10 protein-coding genes are annotated in these 16,410 nt (G+C 66.2%); 4 read left to right on the top strand and 6 right to left on the bottom strand.

Features of this window, described 5'->3' with window-relative positions:
• Window positions 1-177 precede the first annotated feature (177 nt).
• Entirely contained in the window at window positions 178-477 is a 300-nt protein-coding gene (locus U1703_RS15695; protein WP_332786436.1) for a hypothetical protein, read from the top strand.
• Between the two features lie 112 nt (window positions 478-589).
• Here U1703_RS15695 and U1703_RS15690 read toward each other — a convergent pair whose 3' ends face one another.
• Complete coding sequence (locus tag U1703_RS15690) at window positions 590-2,071, bottom strand: ArnT family glycosyltransferase (protein WP_332786435.1); 1,482 nt, start codon at window positions 2,069-2,071, stop codon at window positions 590-592.
• Between the two features lie 206 nt (window positions 2,072-2,277).
• Between U1703_RS15690 and U1703_RS15685 the strand changes: the two genes are divergently transcribed.
• The 3 genes from U1703_RS15685 (at window position 2,278) to U1703_RS15675 (ending at window position 7,072) form a co-directional block, all read left to right on the top strand.
• The gene (locus tag U1703_RS15685; RefSeq protein ID WP_332786434.1) at window positions 2,278-3,444 is read left to right on the top strand and encodes a glycosyltransferase; all 1,167 of its coding nucleotides are present in this window, start codon (window positions 2,278-2,280) and stop codon (window positions 3,442-3,444) included.
• A gap of 183 nt (window positions 3,445-3,627) precedes the next feature.
• Window positions 3,628-6,279 (top strand): TonB-dependent receptor domain-containing protein, encoded by a 2,652-nt coding sequence (locus tag U1703_RS15680; protein ID WP_332786433.1) that lies wholly within the window; start codon window positions 3,628-3,630, stop codon window positions 6,277-6,279.
• Between the two features lie 259 nt (window positions 6,280-6,538).
• A complete protein-coding gene (locus U1703_RS15675; RefSeq protein WP_332786432.1) occupies window positions 6,539-7,072 on the top strand; it encodes a GNAT family N-acetyltransferase in 534 nt (177 codons plus the stop codon).
• Window positions 7,073-7,513: 441 nt separating this feature from the next.
• Here U1703_RS15675 and U1703_RS15670 read toward each other — a convergent pair whose 3' ends face one another.
• The 5 genes from U1703_RS15670 to U1703_RS15650 form a co-directional block, all read right to left on the bottom strand.
• Window positions 7,514-8,680 carry a nucleotide sugar dehydrogenase gene (locus U1703_RS15670; RefSeq protein WP_332786431.1) on the bottom strand — a complete coding sequence of 389 codons (1,167 nt, stop codon included), beginning with the start codon at window positions 8,678-8,680 and terminating at the stop codon, window positions 7,514-7,516.
• A gap of 283 nt (window positions 8,681-8,963) precedes the next feature.
• Window positions 8,964-9,974, bottom strand: a complete 1,011-nt coding sequence (locus U1703_RS15665) for a phytase (RefSeq protein WP_332786456.1) — start codon at window positions 9,972-9,974, stop codon at window positions 8,964-8,966.
• Window positions 9,975-9,979: 5 nt separating this feature from the next.
• Window positions 9,980-12,778, bottom strand: a complete 2,799-nt coding sequence (locus U1703_RS15660) for a TonB-dependent receptor (RefSeq protein WP_332786430.1) — start codon at window positions 12,776-12,778, stop codon at window positions 9,980-9,982.
• A gap of 274 nt (window positions 12,779-13,052) precedes the next feature.
• Window positions 13,053-13,892 (bottom strand): tyrosine-protein phosphatase, encoded by an 840-nt coding sequence (locus tag U1703_RS15655; protein ID WP_332786429.1) that lies wholly within the window; start codon window positions 13,890-13,892, stop codon window positions 13,053-13,055.
• Complete coding sequence (locus U1703_RS15650) at window positions 13,892-16,258, bottom strand: TonB-dependent receptor (protein WP_332786428.1); 2,367 nt, start codon at window positions 16,256-16,258, stop codon at window positions 13,892-13,894. The genes U1703_RS15655 and U1703_RS15650 overlap by 1 nt, the downstream gene beginning before the upstream one ends.
• Between the last annotated feature and the right edge of the window lie 152 nt (window positions 16,259-16,410).

Raw genomic sequence — 16,410 nt, 5'->3', positions numbered from 1 at the left:
AGGGATGAACGGCGCTGAAGCGGTCTGCGGGCAATATTGGAACCGCTTTTTCCACCATTATAAACATAACACTTATTATCAATCTGGTCGAACGCTGTATCAGGAGGGGGGAGATAACGCTCCAGCGCTATGCATAATGGTGTTCGGTTCGGGTAGACGCTGATCGGAAGGAACACGGTGGCCAACCTATTCTCCGCCGGCCACCTGAAGCTGGTCCAGTTGGGCAGTGACAGGCTGCTCCAGTTCGACTGCGACGGCAGCACCGCCTCTTCCTACCGTCTGGCCACCCTCCTCACCCTATCCAAGACCATCGCCTCTGCCTTCACCGCCCAGGATCTGGGCTTTACGCTCAATGCGACACGGGCTGCTTTCGAAGATGACGGAGGAACGGATATGAGCCTATCGGACGGTCATGCCGCAGCGTATATGGATAGGCCGGTCCTACTGATGGCGGACATGGGCTTCATTCATGCATGATGGAGTTGGAGTGGCCGAAAGGCGGATGCGGAGGCGTCTTTGGAATAATGATGGGGACGACCGATTGCGCCGTGTAATCGGTCGTCAAATGACTTTTTAGGAGGGGGATACTCTACCGGTCCAGCATCTCGGACGTCGGACACCCCGAAGGAAACACCCCCGCCCCTGGCCGATAGACCAGCCGCACCCGCTCCGGCCCGGTCCGCACGCACGCCGCCAGGTGGTATTCCCGCGCCAGCACCTGCTGCAATACCCCCCGCGTCGCGGGGTTGCCGAAGGCGAAGCGGGGGTAATCGTCGACGATCGCGCCGGGCCGGGTCGCCAGGATGCGGCGGATCTCCGCGACCGGATCGACACCGATCGCGGCCGCGCTGGCTTCGTCGCGGGTGTTGAGGTGGCCGGGGAAGACCCATTTCGACGGCAGGCAGCTGTGCGTCAGCAGGTAGAGCGCCGGATAGCCGTCATAGACATAGAGGCACCCGCGTGCCGGTGTCGCGGCGCGGGCGACCGCCTGGGCCTCGGCCGCGCTGCCCTTGGCGCGTTCGCTCAAGGCCAGGACGATCTGCCCGGCCGCGACGATCGCCAGCACGAACGCGGCGATCCCGCCTTGGCGCCAGCGGGCCAGCGCGGGGGCGACGACCAGTGTGGCGGGGAGCGTAATGGGCAGCGCGTAATGCGGGCTGCCGAACCGGCCATAGGCCAGGACCGCGACGATGCTGACCGCCAGCCAGATCAGCAGGAAGCGGAACCCCTCGCGCCGCTCCGCCGGGATATATTGCCAGGGCCGCCCGAAGCCGATGACCAGCGCCAGCGGGAGGAGGATCCCGACACATACGGCCAGCCCCTCCAGCTCGTCGGCGAACGGCCGGGCCGCCTGTCCGCCGAGCGAGACGATATTGGCGAAGATCCACGCCTGCCCATGCCTTAACGCACCATAGGTGCCGAAGGCGGCCAGCGTCGGCAGAAGCGCCAGCGCCACCCAGGCCAGCGCCATTCCCGCTAGCCGCACCGGCGCCACCCGCCTGCGCCAGCCCTGCCACAACAGGATGCAGCCGAATGCGAACCCCTCGGGCAGCACGGCGTATTTGATTTGGAGCGCGATCCCCACCGCACCCATCGTCACGACGCCCTGCCCGAATAGCGACCCGCGCCGCTCGACCGCGCGGAGCGTTGCCGCCCCGGCGACCAGCATCAGCGCATTGTAGAAGACCGGCGACTGGCCCCCTTCCCCCTCCATCAGGTTCAGCCACAGGATATAGAGGATCGCCGCCACGGTCGCGGCAACCGGCCCAGTAAACCCGCGCGCCAGCCGCTGAATGCCGAAGGCGGTGCCCACCACGAACCCGGTCGCCAGCAGCTTATAGGCCAGGAACGGATCGCCCCCAAAGGCTTGCGCCCCGGCATAGAGCAGGAACAGCCCGATCGGCTTACGATCGAAAATATCGACATAGGGCAGCGCGCCGTCCCACATCCGGTTGCCGACCAGTAGATAGAATTGCTCGTCGAAACCGATCACCGGATTGCCGAACGTCTGCGCCCGCGCGACGAGCGCGACCAGAGTTAGCAGCAGCAGGAGGCCGCCTGCCCCCCGCATGGATGCTGCCCGTGCGCTGTGCCCCTGTCGTATCGTCATTGACCGCGCGCGTGGTTCGCTTTGGCGGTGAAGGCAAGCGCAAAGCGGAGCGGTCATGATGAATACGTCACGATGGGGTATATTTTCTGCCCCTGGCCATGCTATCGATCGGAAATATGGGCGGGATTTCGGTGCATACTCTGCTGCGATCGAGGCGATAGGCGGCTTTGCGCGTCCTGACCTTCCTGCACAGTTTCGAGCCCGGCGGGGTCGAGCGGATCGCGTTGCGGCTGGTGCGGCACTGGCGCGCGAGTGGTGTCGATGCGCCGCTGTTCCTGGGGCGGACCGATGGCGCGATGGCGCGCGATGTCGGGGACGATCTGGATTTCATCACACCGCGACGGCGCTGGCCGGGGATCGCGCATTGGGAGACGATCTGGATGATCGCCACCCTGCCGCGCATCGTGCGTGCGCTGCGCCCCGACATCCTGTTCTGCGCGGGCAATACCTATACCGTCGTGGCGGTGATGCTGAAGCTGGTGCTGGGGCGCGACTGTCCGCCGATCGTGGCCAAGATCAGCAACAATCTGGACCGCACCGACGCCTCATGGCTGTACCGCCTGTTCTATGGCTTGTGGCTGCGGATCCAGGGGCTGGCGATCGACCATTTCGTCGGCATGGAAAAGCCGATGCGTGCCGAGATCGTGCAGGGCGTGCGGGTGTCGCCGGCGCGCGTCGCGATCATCCCCGACCCCGCTTTGTCCGAGGCGCAGATATTGGGCTTGCGCGAACCCGTGGCGGCGCGGCCGGCTGAAGAGGGGCGGCGGTTCGTCACCATCGCCCGGCTGGCGGCACAGAAGAACCTGGCGCTGATGCTGCGCGGCTTTGCCGGTGGATGCCGCCCCGGCGACACGCTGACCCTGTTCGGCGACGGGCCCGAGCGCGCCATGCTGGAGGCGCTGGCGATGGAGCTGGGCATCGCCGACCGGGTGGTGTTTCGCGGCTATGTCACCAATCCGGCCGCGCTGCTGGCGCAGTATGACACGTTGTTGTTGTCCTCGCATTACGAGGGCGTGCCCGCGGTGATCCTGGAGGGGCTGGCCGCCAATATCGGTATCGTCGCCACCGATTGCAGCCGGTCGATGGCCGCGCTGTTGCAGCAGGGGCGGCTGGGCACATTGGTCCCGGTCGGCGACGAGGCGGGCTTTGCCGCCGCGATCGCGGCTGCGCGGCCCCAGGCGCAGGATGCGCAGCGTACGCTGCACCAGGCGCGGCGCTTTGCCATTGAACAGGGTGCGGACCATTATCTGCGGGTGATGCGCAGCGTCTTGCATCGCCGCGTCGCGCGCGCGCACGCGCCGCTGGTCGTCGATCCGGTCCTGCCGCTGCTCTGAAACGCCCGGCGGGGCCGATACGACGAATGGAGTGGGGTATAAACCCCTTGATCGGCGGTGAATTTCATCTGTGCCGATTAAAACCGATCAAAAAGTCAATCCTGCCTTAAAAATTCGCCTTAATTGCGACATCATTGCCACACTATCCTTGGCCTTCACGTCGGCGATGGGAGTGGCTGGACGATGCGATACGGGGGGAAGGCGCGGGCCAGGGCCGGCGCGGCAGCGATGGCGATCGTCTTCGGGACAGGCGGGCCGGGCACGGCGTCCGCACAGGAACAGCCGCCCTCCGCTACTCCGGTCCAGTCCGCCCCGGCCCCGGACGACGCCCCGCCCCCGACCCGCGACCTGCCCCCGGCCGAGGTGACGGTCACCGGCAAGCGTATCCCCGGCTCCGCGATCGGCGCGGTCGCGCCCGTCGCGGTGCTGGATGCCCAGGCGCTGGAAGCGATGGGCGCGACGAGCCTCAGCGACCTTCTGAAAAAGATGAAGGCGCTGACCGGTTCGTCGAGCGGGGGCGAACCGATCATGCTGCTGAACGGGCGGCGGATCGCGGGTTTCGCCGACATACAGGCCCTGCCCTATGAAGCGATGGAAAAGGTCGAGGTGCTGCCCGAGCAGGAGGCGGCGCGCTTCGGCTATCCGCCGACCGTGCGGGTGCTGAACTTCATCACCAAGAAGAAATTTCGCGCGGTCACGGTCAATGTGCTGCCCGGCCTGGCCACCGATGGGGGCGGGCAAACCAACATGGCCGAGGTGACCTCGGCGCGGATCGATGGCCCGCGCCGCCTGACCTTCAGCGCGTCGCATTTCCGCCAGAACCCGGTGCTGCAAAGCCAGCGCGCGATCGCGCCCGATCCCGATACGCTGTACGCGACGACGGGCAATGTCACCGGCGTGAACGGGGCCAGCCTGGATCCCCGGCTCGACGCGCTGGCAGGACGCAGCGTCACGCTGGCGGGGGTGCCGGGCGATCCGGCCGCGCGGGGTGTGCTCGGCGCCTATGCGAACAGCCCGGCGGGGATCACCGATCTGGGCCCCTATCGTACGCTCCAGCAACGGACCGACACCATCCATGCCGAGGCGGGACTGGCCTCGCCGCTAACGAAATCAGTGTCGGGGGCGCTAACGCTGTCGATGGATGCCACCCGGAACAAGGGGCTGAACGGTCTGGCGCCCGCCCTGTTGCGCGTGCCGGGCGGGCTGGGGGTGTTTCCCTTCGCCGACGATACGCTCCTCTATCGCTATCTGCCCGACAGCGTGCTGCATCAGCGCAGCACCAGCATGACGCTGCATGCGGGGGGCACGCTGACCGGGAATATCCGCCGCTGGAGCTGGGCGGTGACGGGCAATTACGACCGGCTGGTGGCGCGCAACACCTCGGAAACCGGGGTGCCGCTGGGCGGCCTGCAGGATGCGATCGCGGCGGGCGGCAATCCGATGGCCGCGATCGACCCCGTGACCGCGGCCTTGCGCACCCGCAATCGCAGCCGGGCGGCGTCCGACACGATCGGGATCAAGGCGACCGCCAACGGCCCCGCCTTCCGCCTGCCCGCCGGGGAGGCGCAGCTGACCGTCACCACCGATTACTCGCGGATCGACAGCAGCGCGACGACCAACCTGGCCCTTGTGGCAGGAGGGGCGGCTGCTGCACCGATCGAGGGCGTCGGCCGCACGATACGCGGGGCCAGCGTCAATGCCGCGGTCCCGCTGGCCTCGGCCCGCGAGGGTTCGCTGTCGTTCCTGGGCGAGCTTCAGCTGAGCGCGCTGGCCGGCGTGTCGCAGGTGTCCGATTTCGGACGGCTCAGCACTTCCAACCTGGGGCTGAACTGGACGCCGTTCCGGCCGCTGCAACTCAACGCCTCTGTCAATGTCGACCAGACTGCGCCGGCCGTGACGCAACTGGTCGCGCCGGTGCTGACGACGCCCAACACGCCCTTTTTCGACTATGTCACCGGGCGCAGCACGCTGGTCACCACGATCTTCGGCGGCAATCCCGACCTGGCGCCCGAAAAGCGCCGGATCACCACGCTGGGGCTGTCGGTCCAGCCGATCAAGGACAAGGAGATCCGGCTGGGCGTCGATTATGTCGACACCCGGATCGACAATCAGGCCGCCTCGCTGGGCGGAGCGACACAGGCGTTCCAGCGGGTCTTCCCCGACCTGTTCGTCCGCGACGCGCTGGGCCAGCTCACCAGCGTCGACCTCCGCCCGGTCAACCTGGCGTTCGAGCGTGAGCGCAAGCTGCGCCTGAGCGTCAATTTCAGCGGACCGCTGGGCAAGGTGCCCCCGCCCCCCGCACCACCGGCGCCGGGGGCCGCCCCGGCTGCGGCGAAGACGACACCCCCGCCGCGTCCGCCCAAGCGTCCACCCTATCTATGGGTGTCGGCGACGACCAATTACCGGCTGGAGGACCGCCTGACGCTCCGCACCGGGGGGCCGGTCCTCGATCTGCTCGACGGGGCGACGCTGAACGGCACGGGCGGGCGGCCGCGCTGGGACGTCGATCTGAACGCCAGCCTGTCCTACGGACCGATGAGCCTCGGCCTTTACGGCCGCATCCAGGGGCCGACGCGTATCCGCAGCGACATCGCCGCCTCCGACCTGCGCTTTTCGGGGCGCAACTGGCTGGTCGTCTATACCTCGGTCGACGTGCACAAGCTGGTCGACAAAGCATGGACCGACAAGATGCGGATCAACCTGACGGTCGAGAACCTGCTGAACGATCGGATCAATGTGACCGACCGAAACGGTGATATTCCCAATCGCTTCCAACCCGCCTTTATCGACCCCATCGGCCGCTCGATCCGGCTGGGGGTGCGCAAGCTGTTCTGAGGGGGGGCGATTTTCCAATGGTGGGCGCAGCGCTTCGCCGGGGTGCCCACCGGCGCTCCATCACCCGTCTGCGCGCTCCATAAAGCGTCCCGTTTAGTCATGTCGGGCGGGGCATTTTGGGAAAGCGCATACGGGAACAGGTTTTGGGAAAACCGGTCACTGGCAATGTACGCGATGAGCCGGATTTTCCCGTCGTCCCATAGGAGGTTCGTTTGCGGAACAGGTCGTGCCTGCTCGAAGACACAGTTATGAATGCATGATGCCCCTGCTCAATGCCGCCACTCACAATACGCCGTCAATCCTGACAGAGAGTGATGCTGGCGCGGTCGCCGATCTATATGCTCGCTGCACCGACTACTTCATGTTGCAGGACGGGGAGCCGGCAACGCTGGCGGATGCGATCGAGTTGTTCCGGGATATTCCTAAGGACAAGAATGCGGTCGATCAGACCGTAATGGGTTGGCAAGGCCAGAACGGTCTCATGGCTGTGGCTGCTATCCTGCGTGACTACCCACGCGACGGTATCTGGTATCTTGGCTTCATGATCATTGATGCTGCTGCCAGAGGGCAAGGTATTGGCCGGTCGATCCATGACACGATCGAGCAATGGGCAGCCAATCGCGGAGCGCATGAAATACGCCTTGCCGTGCTTGAGATGAACGGGGCAGCGGAGAGGTTCTGGCGGTCGCTCGGTTACACAGAGCTTCGGCGGGTCGGTCCTGACACGTTCAAGGCGCGAAGGCACCATCGTGTCGAGCTATGCCGGCTTTTGGGAAGCAATCTGCCAGCTTAGTTCACCGGGAGGGTGGCGGCCGTTATTCCCAATATTCGATTCTGATCGACACGGGTGTGGTGGCTGGCGCCAAGGTGTCGACTTGCCCCTTGAGCGCATCTTGACCTTGCCCAGGAACGATGGCGGCGGGCTTCGTAACACTGTGCCATGCCCTTTCATGGGCGTGGAGGGATGAGATGGAGGCGACGCGTATCCTTGTCGGTCTGGCGATCGCTACGCTGGGGTTCAGTGCCAGTGCGAATGCGCAGGAATGGGGACCGCCTCCACCCCCGCCGCCACCGAATTGGGGCGGGCCGCAATATGGTGGCTATGACGGCGGTCGCGGCTGGCGTGATGCGGGTTATGGCTACCGGCGCTTATCGGCCGTATCGCCCCCCTTTATCTCGCTGCCGGACGGAGTATCGCTGCTGGGAGCGGGTGCGGATCTGCCGTTGAGGGAACCTAGTCCGACCCGAAAATATCCCGCGTGAACAGCTTGTCCGCGACATCGGCCAGTTCCGCATCGTTGCGGTTGGCGATGATAACGTCGCTGTCCTGCTTGAACTGACCCAGGTCGCGGTAGACGCGCGATCCGAAGAACGCTTCGTCCTGCAGGGTCGGCTCGTAGACCACGACCTCGATCCCCTTGGCCTTGATCCGCTTCATGATGCCCTGGATCGAGGACTGGCGGAAATTGTCCGAGCCTGCCTTCATCGTCAGGCGGAAGATGCCGACACGCTTGGGCGCCCGCGCGATGATCCGGTCGGCCAGGAAATCCTTGCGCGTGCGGTTGGCGTCGACGATCGCGCGGATCAGGTTCTGCGGCACGCTGGTATAGTTGGCCAGCAGCTGCTTGGTGTCCTTGGGCAGGCAATAACCGCCATAGCCGAAGCTCGGATTGTTATAATGCGTGCCGATACGCGGATCCAGGCCGACGCCCTCGATGATCTGGCGCGTGTTCATGCCGCCCGCGATGGCATAGCTGTCGAGTTCGTTGAAGAAGGCGACGCGCATAGCGAGATAGGTGTTCGCGAACAGCTTGATCGCCTCGGCCTCGCGGGTGCCGGTGAACAGGACGGGGATGTCGGCCTTTTCGGCGCCCTGGACCAGCAGGTCGGCGAAGATGCGCGCCCGCTCCGACTGTTCGCCGACGATGATGCGCGACGGGTGGAGATTGTCATGCAGCGCGCGCCCCTCACGCAGGAATTCGGGGCTGAAGACGACCTGCTCGGTGCCCAGGCGCGCGCGGACATCGTCGATAAAGCCGACGGGGATGGTCGACTTGACGACCACGGTGGCTTGCGGAGCATGGGTCTTGGCCAAGCCGATCACCGCCTCGACCGAGCTGGTGTTGAAGCTGTCGGTGTCGATGTCATAATTGGTCGGCGTCGCGACGATCACATAGGTCGCGCCCGTCAGCGCCTCGGTCGCATCGGTGGTGGCGGTCAGGTCCAGCGTGCGGCCGGTCAGGAAATCCTGCAGCTCGGCATCGATGATCGGTGAGGTGCGCGCATTCACCATCGCCACCCGCTCGGGCGAGATATCGACCGCGACGACCTGGTTGTGCTGGGCCAGCAAGACGGCGTTGGACATGCCGACATAACCCAGGCCGAAAACAGCGATCTTCATTCCATGCACCCCAGCCAAGAGGAGGACGGGCCCGCCGGGCCGCCCCGCCATGCTTCATCGTAAGGCCATGCCCGAAGGGTCGGGTCAGGGCAATTGGCATGGGATAAGGACAAAGTGGCCTGTCCCGTTTCGCCACAGTATCGGGGCGTGCCTATTCCTCCCCTGGAAGGGGAGGTGGCAGGGCGCAGCCCTGACGGAGGGGTGTCCCGCCATCGAGAGGGTGACACCCCTCCGACGCGCGACGCGCGCTACCTCCCCTTGCAGGGGAGGAATAGCCGTGCCCCTACAACCCCAGCGCCGCCTTCACCTTGGCCCAGCTGACATATTTGAAATTCTGCGTGGCGGGTGCGTTGTCGCCGTCCTGGGCGACGAACAGGCCCTGGGGGTAGTCGGGCCCGAAATCGCCCAGCGCCAGCTCGATCCCGTCGGTATCGCTCGTCCCGTCGATCGCACCCCCGCCGATGCGGAAGCGCCCGGCATAGGTCATGCCGGGCAGGCGGTAGAGCGTATAGGCATTGTCGCCCTGGCTGGAGACGACCAGATAGCCGCCCTTGGCCCCCCTGGGCGCCAGTGCCAGCCCCTCGGCATCGTCGAACAGCGTGCGCCCGTCGACGCGGGCGATCGGGGTGGCGGTGGTCGGCGCGGCGGGATCGGCGGCAAAGCGCCACAGCCCGACATCCTCCTCGGCGACGTACAGTGTGCCCGTCCGGTCATCGACCACGCAGCCCTCGGCCTGGGTGCCCAGCTTCATGCTGCGCACGGTCTCGACGCGCGGGGTGGGGCCCGAGACGTCGATGCGCACCTGGTCGATCCGCCCGTCCTTCAGGACGACGAAGCCGAACAGCGCGTGATCGCGCGCGCGGATCCACAGGCACATGCCATAGGCCTCGCCCGCTCCCACCGGATAGCGGCCCATCGGCACCAGGCGGCGCTGGGCGGTGTCGAGGGTGAACAGCGCGACATGCGCGTTCGCCTTGTCCGCCCGGTCGCTGGCCGCAACGACGACGCGGCCCCCCGCCATCTCGCGCAGGTCGACATTGTTGAGCCGTGCGGCGGGGGTGAAGGACAGGCGCTTGCCCTTCAGGTCATAGACATGGATGCCCGCCTGCTTGTCGGTGCCGATGATCAGGCTGGCGGCCGGATCGGCCGCATTGCGCCAGATCGCGGGATCGTCCGCCGCGTCCGATATGCTGTCGACCGGATCGGTTTCGGCGGTCGCGGCAACCACGGGTGCCGCGACCGGGGCTGCGGCGGGCATGCTCGCGCACCCGGAGAGCAGCAGCGCGAGGAGCACCGCCCTCACAGCTTCACCCGCAGGCCGCCGAACAGCGTGTAGCCGAACTTCTCATATTCATAGGTCCGATAACGCTGGCCGAAATAGCGCACGCCCGGCGTGTTGGTCAGGTTCTTGCCCTCGGCGAACAGGTTGATGCCCTTGGCCAGCTGCACGCTGCCGGTCACGTCGAGCTGGCCGCGGCCTTCCCAATAGAGGTCCAGGCCGGGCACATCGGCGTTGATCTCGTCCAGATAGTTCGAGCGCTTGGTATAGGCGACGCGGACATTGACCGGCCCGCGTTCGTAGAAGACGCTGGCATTCCACATATGCCTGGACTGACCCGGCAGCGCGAAGCGGCTGCGCCCGGCAAAGGCGGTGTCGAAGGTCGCGTGGCCCTGAGTATAGGTATAGTTGGCGAACACGCCGAACCCGCCCAGCACGCCCGGCAGGAAGCTCAGCTGCTGCTGCCAGTTGAGCTCGACGCCGTACAGCTCGCCCTTGCGCGCATTGACCGGACGGCTGAGGATCGCGCCGCCCACGCCGTTGTAGATGCCGGTGCTGGTCAGCGTGTAGCGATAGTCGGACAGGTCCTTGTAGAAGGCATTGACCGAGACGACGCCCAGCGGCCGGATGTAATATTCCAGCCCCGCATCGGCATTGTTCGACAAGGTCGGTTTCAGGTCCGGGTTGCCGAAATCGACGCGCACCGTGTTGCCCTCGGTCGTCTCCAGCACGCGCGGGGCGATCTGCGGGAAATTGGGGCGGTTGATCGCACGGCTGAGCGCGGCGCGCAGGATCAGGTTGGGGGTGAAGGCCTGGCGCAGCGTCAGGTTGGGGAAGAAGTCGGTATAGCCGTTGCTGCCCCGCGCGGTCGTGACCGCGCCGGTGCGCGAGACGCTGGGCGCGCGGCTCTCGAAATCGGTGGTCTCGACGCGAAGCCCGGCGATCAGGGTCGTGCCGTCCTTCACGTACTTGGCCATGCCGAACATGCCGAAGATCTTCTCCTCGGCGACATAGTCGGCGGTCAGCGACTGCGGCAGGCGGCGCTGCGCGGCGGCCTTGGTCGCGTCGAAATAGGCGTCGGCCAGCCCGGTATCGAAACGCTGGCCCAGCTCATAGCCGAAGTTGCGCGACTCCTGGTCGGACAACAGCCCGGCCAGGTTCCGGGTCGGCGCGGCGGACGCGCGGCGATCGCGGAACCGCTCCTCGTCGGCATTGATGTGCCGCTCGCGATATTTGCCCCCCGACGAGAAGGTGACGAGATCGCCCACCGGCAGGTCGGATCGTACCGCGACCGTCAGTTCGTCATTCCTGGTCGTGTTCGACCGATAGGCATTTTCCTGAAAGCCAAAGGTACCGAGCTGGAGATGCTCCTTGCTCGTGAACAGCGAATAGCTCGGCAGATCGGCATTGCCGAAATCATAGGAGAGCGTCGGGCGCAGTGTGGAGCGGAACAGCAGCTCGTCACGGCGCGGATAGGTCTGCGAGCTTTCGCTATACGCCACGTCGGCGCGGATCGTACCTTCGCCCAGCCGCTGCTCGATGCCCGCCGTGGCCGACCAGATCTCGTTCACCTGTTTGCGGTGGCGGACCTGCTTTTCGATGCGGGTGTTGCGATAGGTGGCGGCGGTGTCGGTCGATCCGGCCTGGATCGTGCCGTCGCCCCACAGGATGCCGATGCGGTCACGAAACTCGTCATCCTCGAACCGAGCATAGGTGCCGCGCACCCAGGCATGGGTCGCGTCCGACGGCCGCCACTCGAACGCACCGGTGCCCGCCATGCGCTGGCGCTTGGTGTCGTAATCCTTGAACAGCGTCTCGGTGACGCGCGGGCCGTTCGCGGTCTGCGTCCAGCTATTCTCGACATTGTCGGGGCGGCGATGGGTGCGCGAATAGCTGCCCGAGAACAACAGGCCGAACTGGCGGTCGGGGCCGAAGGTGTCGCTGACCGCGGCCGACCCGCGATAGTCATGGCCCTTGCCGTACTGGTTGTAGCTGGTGCCCGCCATGCCGGTCAGCGCAAAGCCCTTGCGGTCGAAGGGCGAGCGGGTGGTGATGTTGACCGCGCCCGCGATCGAGTCCGCATCCTGATACGGCAGCAGCGACTTGGTCACCTCCAGATTGGCGACGATGTCGGAGGGCAGCGTGTCCAGGTCGACCGCGCGGGTCGTCGGGTCGACCGAGGGAATCTGGATGCCGTCGACCGAGATGGCCGACCATTCGCTGGGCGCGCCGCGCACGTTGATATAGCGGCCCTCGCCCTGGTCGCGCTCGATACCGACGCCGGGTGCACGTTGCAGTGCCTCGGCGATATTGGGGTCGGGGAAGCGGCCGATCGCGTCCGACGAGATGATGGTGACGGTGTTGTCGGCGGTCCGCTGCTGGTTGAGCGCGCGCGCGGTATTGTCGAGCAGCGAGGCGCCGAGCACGACGATGTCGCCCGACTCTCCGCTGGCGGCGGGCAGGGTCAGCGAGATGTCGCGACCGCGATCGGCCGCCGCCACGACGCGGGTGACCGGCGGGCGGCCGAGATAGTCGATCAGCAGGGTGATGTCACCCGGTGCCTCGGGGGTGACGATGCTGAACTCGCCCTGCAAATTGGTCGTCGCCTGGATCCCTGTCCCCTCGACCACCACCCGCGCGCCGGGCAGCGCGACGCCGGTCGCGTCATAGATGCGCCCCGACAGGATCGGGCCCGAGGCCGGTACGCCTGCCGGTGTTGCGGCATCGCTGGTGGTGGCGAAGACGGGCGTCGCGGCACAGCCCAATGCGATGAGCGAGGCCCCCGCGAGACCGCGGATGCCGGAACGGATGGCGAGCATGATGATCCCCCTGGGTGATGGTCGTGCCGACACCCCCCGGCGCCGGTCGTTGCCGCTCCCGTGGCGGGGCTTTGTTACGAAGCGATGCGATTGGGATGACGACTTGATGACGCTGGCGTCACAATCGTTATCGGCACCCCCATTCCTCTCCGGTACGGGGAGGGGGACCATGCGAAGCATGGTGGAGGGGGACCGCCGCAAGCCATGTCCTGTGTGGCAAGCCCCCCTCCGACAGCGCTGCGCGCTGCCACCTCCCCGTGCCGGGGAGGATTGTTTACCCCTTCGTCAGGTACAACCCGCGCAGCTTCGCAATCGCGCGCGGGCCCAGGCCCATCTTGTCCTTCAGATAGCCCATCGTCCCGCCGGGATACCGGTCGGTCACCGCGAACACCGCGTCGATATAGCGGCGGTCGACCCCGGCGAAGGTGCGCGCGGCCTCGGGCGAGAGTTTCGCCCAAAAGCCGGTCGGGTGGGCGGGCGGCGGGGCCATGTGCTGGTTGGAGAGGAGATAATCCTCGACGATCGTCGCGCGCGGCACGCCCAGCGCGGTTAGCAGCAGCGCGGCCGCCACGCCGGTCCTGTCCTTGCCCGCCGTGCAGTGAAAGGCGAGCGGCGCGTCGCCCGCCAGCAGCTCGGCGAACATGCGGCGGTACTGGCCGTTGAACTGGTCGAGCAGCTGCGGATAGGTGGCGGTCATCGCCGTCACCACCTGTTCGTGGGTCCAGGTCGCCGGATCGCCGGGGATCTTCATCGCGCTCATGTCGAGCGCATAATCGTCGCTCAGCACCTTCGGCTTCTGCCCGGCGGGCCACAGCGTCGGCTCGCGGGTCCGCTCGGCCGTGTCGCGAAAGTCGCAGACGGTGCGGATACCCCGCTTTTGCAGGTACGTGTAATCCGCTGGCGTCAGGTCGTGCATCTGGCCCGAGCGGTAGAGCAGCCCCCATTTCACCATCCGCCCATCGACGGTGCGATAGCCGCCCAGGTCACGGAAATTGCGCCCGCCCTGCAAGGGAAGAACGCGGGTATGCGCCGGCGCCGCAACAGGGGCAGAGGCCGAAGCCCCCACCCCCGCCGGAACCGCGACCAGCAGCGCGAGCGCGATCGTCCCGCGCATCAGAACTTCACCGTCGCTTCCAGGCCATAGGTGCGCGGTTCGTTGAAAAAGCCCGACAGGCCGGTCAGCGTGTTCAGCGACTTGTAGAAAAGATGCTGCTCGTTGAACAGGTTGCGGGCCCATGCGGCGATGCTCAGCCGGGCGCCGGTGTCGTTCAGCGCGATGTCGGTGATGCCGATCCGGCCGTTGACGATGAAGCCCGGATCGCCCTTGGGCTGGCTGATCCCCGGCGCGGGGTCGTTATAGTTGGAATAGAAGCCGCTGTCGTAACTGGCATCGAGATGCGCGACCAGGCTGTAGTCGCCCATCGGCCGGTCGTAATCGATCGACCCGCTGGCGGCGTGCGCGGGCGTATAGACCGGATAGATGCGGATCGGCGTCGTCACGATCACGCCGCTCGCCCCTTGCGGGAAGGGGTTCACCGTCGCCGGGATCGTCACGTCGTTATAGGAATAGCTGGCGCCCAGCGTCAGCCCGGCCATCGGCGCGAAGGTCAGCTCGGCCTCGAACCCCTTGGCGCGGCCGGTGCCGGGCGCGTTGGTGGTCTCGATGGTGGTACGGTTGGTCTGGAGCACCTGGCCGTTGACGATCTGGATGTAATTGGCCTGGAAGTCGATCTGGATCGACTTGTACGCACCGGTATAGGCGGCCAGGTTCAGGCGGGCGCGGTGGTCGAGAAACTCCGTCTTCGCGCCGATCTCGAACATCGACAGCGTTTCCGGGTTGAACGGCGCATAGCGCAGCGAGCGCGAATTGGCACCGCCCGACTTATACCCCTCCGACCATTTGCCATAGACGTGCACGGCGTCGGTCACGTCATAGGCCAAAGTCAGCAGCGGGTCGACGCGCGACCAGGCGGCGTCCAGTCCGCGCGGCGCGACCACGCCGTCGACATTGGGGGTGGCGCCGTTGACAATGAACAGCAGGCCCTTCTTCATGTCGCGGGTATAGCGCGCGCCGCCCGTGACGTGCAGCCGGTCGGACAGGATCGCCGGGGTCCAGGTCGCCTGGCCGAACGCGCCGATGCTGCGCGTCGTGATCCGGCTGGCGCGGTCATAGGGGACGGTGGCGATATTATAGGTGGCGACCGTGGCGGCGGTGCCGTTGGCGTTCCACACCATCGTGTTGAACGCCTGGGCATTGTCGGTGGTATGCTCGCGATACGCCATCGCGCCCGCGACATATTTCAGGCGCGGGGTGTCGCCGATCAGCTGGATCTCCTGGCTGAACTGGTTCTGCGCGAACATCGCCAGGCTATAGCGGCTGAAGCTGCCGTTCGGCTTGTAGGTCGAGCTGTTCTGGCCGCCATTGTCATACTGGCTCTGGTCCAGCTCGCGATAGGCGGTGATCGACTTCAGCTGGAGCCCCGGCGCCAGGTCGAGGCCGAGCGTCAGGCGGTGGCCATGCGTATCGCCGATGCTGTCCTGCTGCGGCACGCCGATGCTGGCGGTGCGCACCCGGTCCGGCTGGAGCGGCAAAGCGGGCGCACGGGCCAGCGTCCCCGCCGTGATCGACTGGAGATAGAGCGGGGTCGAGGCGTCGTGCGAGGTGTCGAACGCATAGTCGGCGCTGACGCCGCCTTCCGGTTTCCACAATATCTCGACATGCCCACCGCGCCGGTCGAAGCCGTTGAAATTCGCCTGTCCGGGCAGCGGGTTGACGACCAGCCCGTCACGCTTCGTGACGATGCCGTCCAGCTTCACGCTGAAATTATGCCATTCGGGCAGGTTCAGATGCGCCTCGGCCTTGCGGCTGCCGTAATTGCCGATGCCTGCGGTCGCGGTGAGGCCGAACTCGCCGGTCGGCTTCTTGGTGACGATGCTGACCGCGCCGCCCTCGGTATTGCGGCCGAACAAGGTGCCCTGCGGCCCCTTGAGCACCTCGATGCTCTCGATATCGTAGAGCGCGGTGCCCAGCCCTTGCGCACGGCCCAGATACACGCCGTCGATATAGACGCCGACGCCCTGGTCGCGCGCGGGCTGGTTGCTGTCGGCCAGCACGCCGATGCCGCGGATGTTCATGATCAGCGCCGAGTTGCGCGAATAGAAGGGCGCGACACGGAGGCTGGGAATCGCGCCGTCCTGCAGGTCGACCAGCGACTGGACGTGGCGGTTCTTCAGGTCCTCGGCCGACAGGACCGAAATCGCGATCGGCGTCTTCTGCAGGCTCTCGGGCCGCTTCTGCGCGGTGACGATGACCTCGTTCAGCGCGCCGTCGGCCGTGGTCTTCTGGTCGTCGGGCGCGGTCGTCTTGGCGGGGTCCACCGCGACCACCGGATCGGCCGCGAGCGCAGGCGTGGCAAACAGAAGGGCAAGCGCGCTGGACGCGAGGAAGCGCCCCGCAAAGCGCGGGTCGAACGAGATCATGATATGGATTCCCCCCAAAGGATTATGCGGCCGTCCCTTGGTCAGGGATCGTTGCGGCTTGATGACGTTCTGGGGGAATTATGCCGGTTTCATGATGACAAATATGTCATCATGGGGTGGAGCGGCCCGTGCCGCCCCACCCCGAGGGTTGA

Source organism: Sphingomonas flavida, from assembly GCF_036663655.1.
Classification (GTDB): domain Bacteria; phylum Pseudomonadota; class Alphaproteobacteria; order Sphingomonadales; family Sphingomonadaceae; genus Sphingomonas.
This window is presented reverse-complemented; position numbering and strand designations above follow the sequence as displayed.

What these genes read in the sequence shown, in the direction of transcription:
- U1703_RS15690 (WP_332786435.1), bottom strand. Translation starts at nt 2,071, where the DNA reads ATGCGGGGGGCAGGCGGCCTCCTGCTGCTGCTAACTCTGGTCGCGCTC.
- U1703_RS15680 (WP_332786433.1), top strand. Translation starts at nt 3,628, where the DNA reads ATGCGATACGGGGGGAAGGCGCGGGCCAGGGCCGGCGCGGCAGCGATG.
- U1703_RS15650 (WP_332786428.1), bottom strand. Translation starts at nt 16,258, where the DNA reads ATGATCTCGTTCGACCCGCGCTTTGCGGGGCGCTTCCTCGCGTCCAGC.
- U1703_RS15655 (WP_332786429.1), bottom strand. Translation starts at nt 13,892, where the DNA reads ATGCGCGGGACGATCGCGCTCGCGCTGCTGGTCGCGGTTCCGGCGGGG.
- U1703_RS15670 (WP_332786431.1), bottom strand. Translation starts at nt 8,680, where the DNA reads ATGAAGATCGCTGTTTTCGGCCTGGGTTATGTCGGCATGTCCAACGCC.
- U1703_RS15675 (WP_332786432.1), top strand. Translation starts at nt 6,539, where the DNA reads ATGCCCCTGCTCAATGCCGCCACTCACAATACGCCGTCAATCCTGACA.
- U1703_RS15660 (WP_332786430.1), bottom strand. Translation starts at nt 12,778, where the DNA reads ATGCTCGCCATCCGTTCCGGCATCCGCGGTCTCGCGGGGGCCTCGCTC.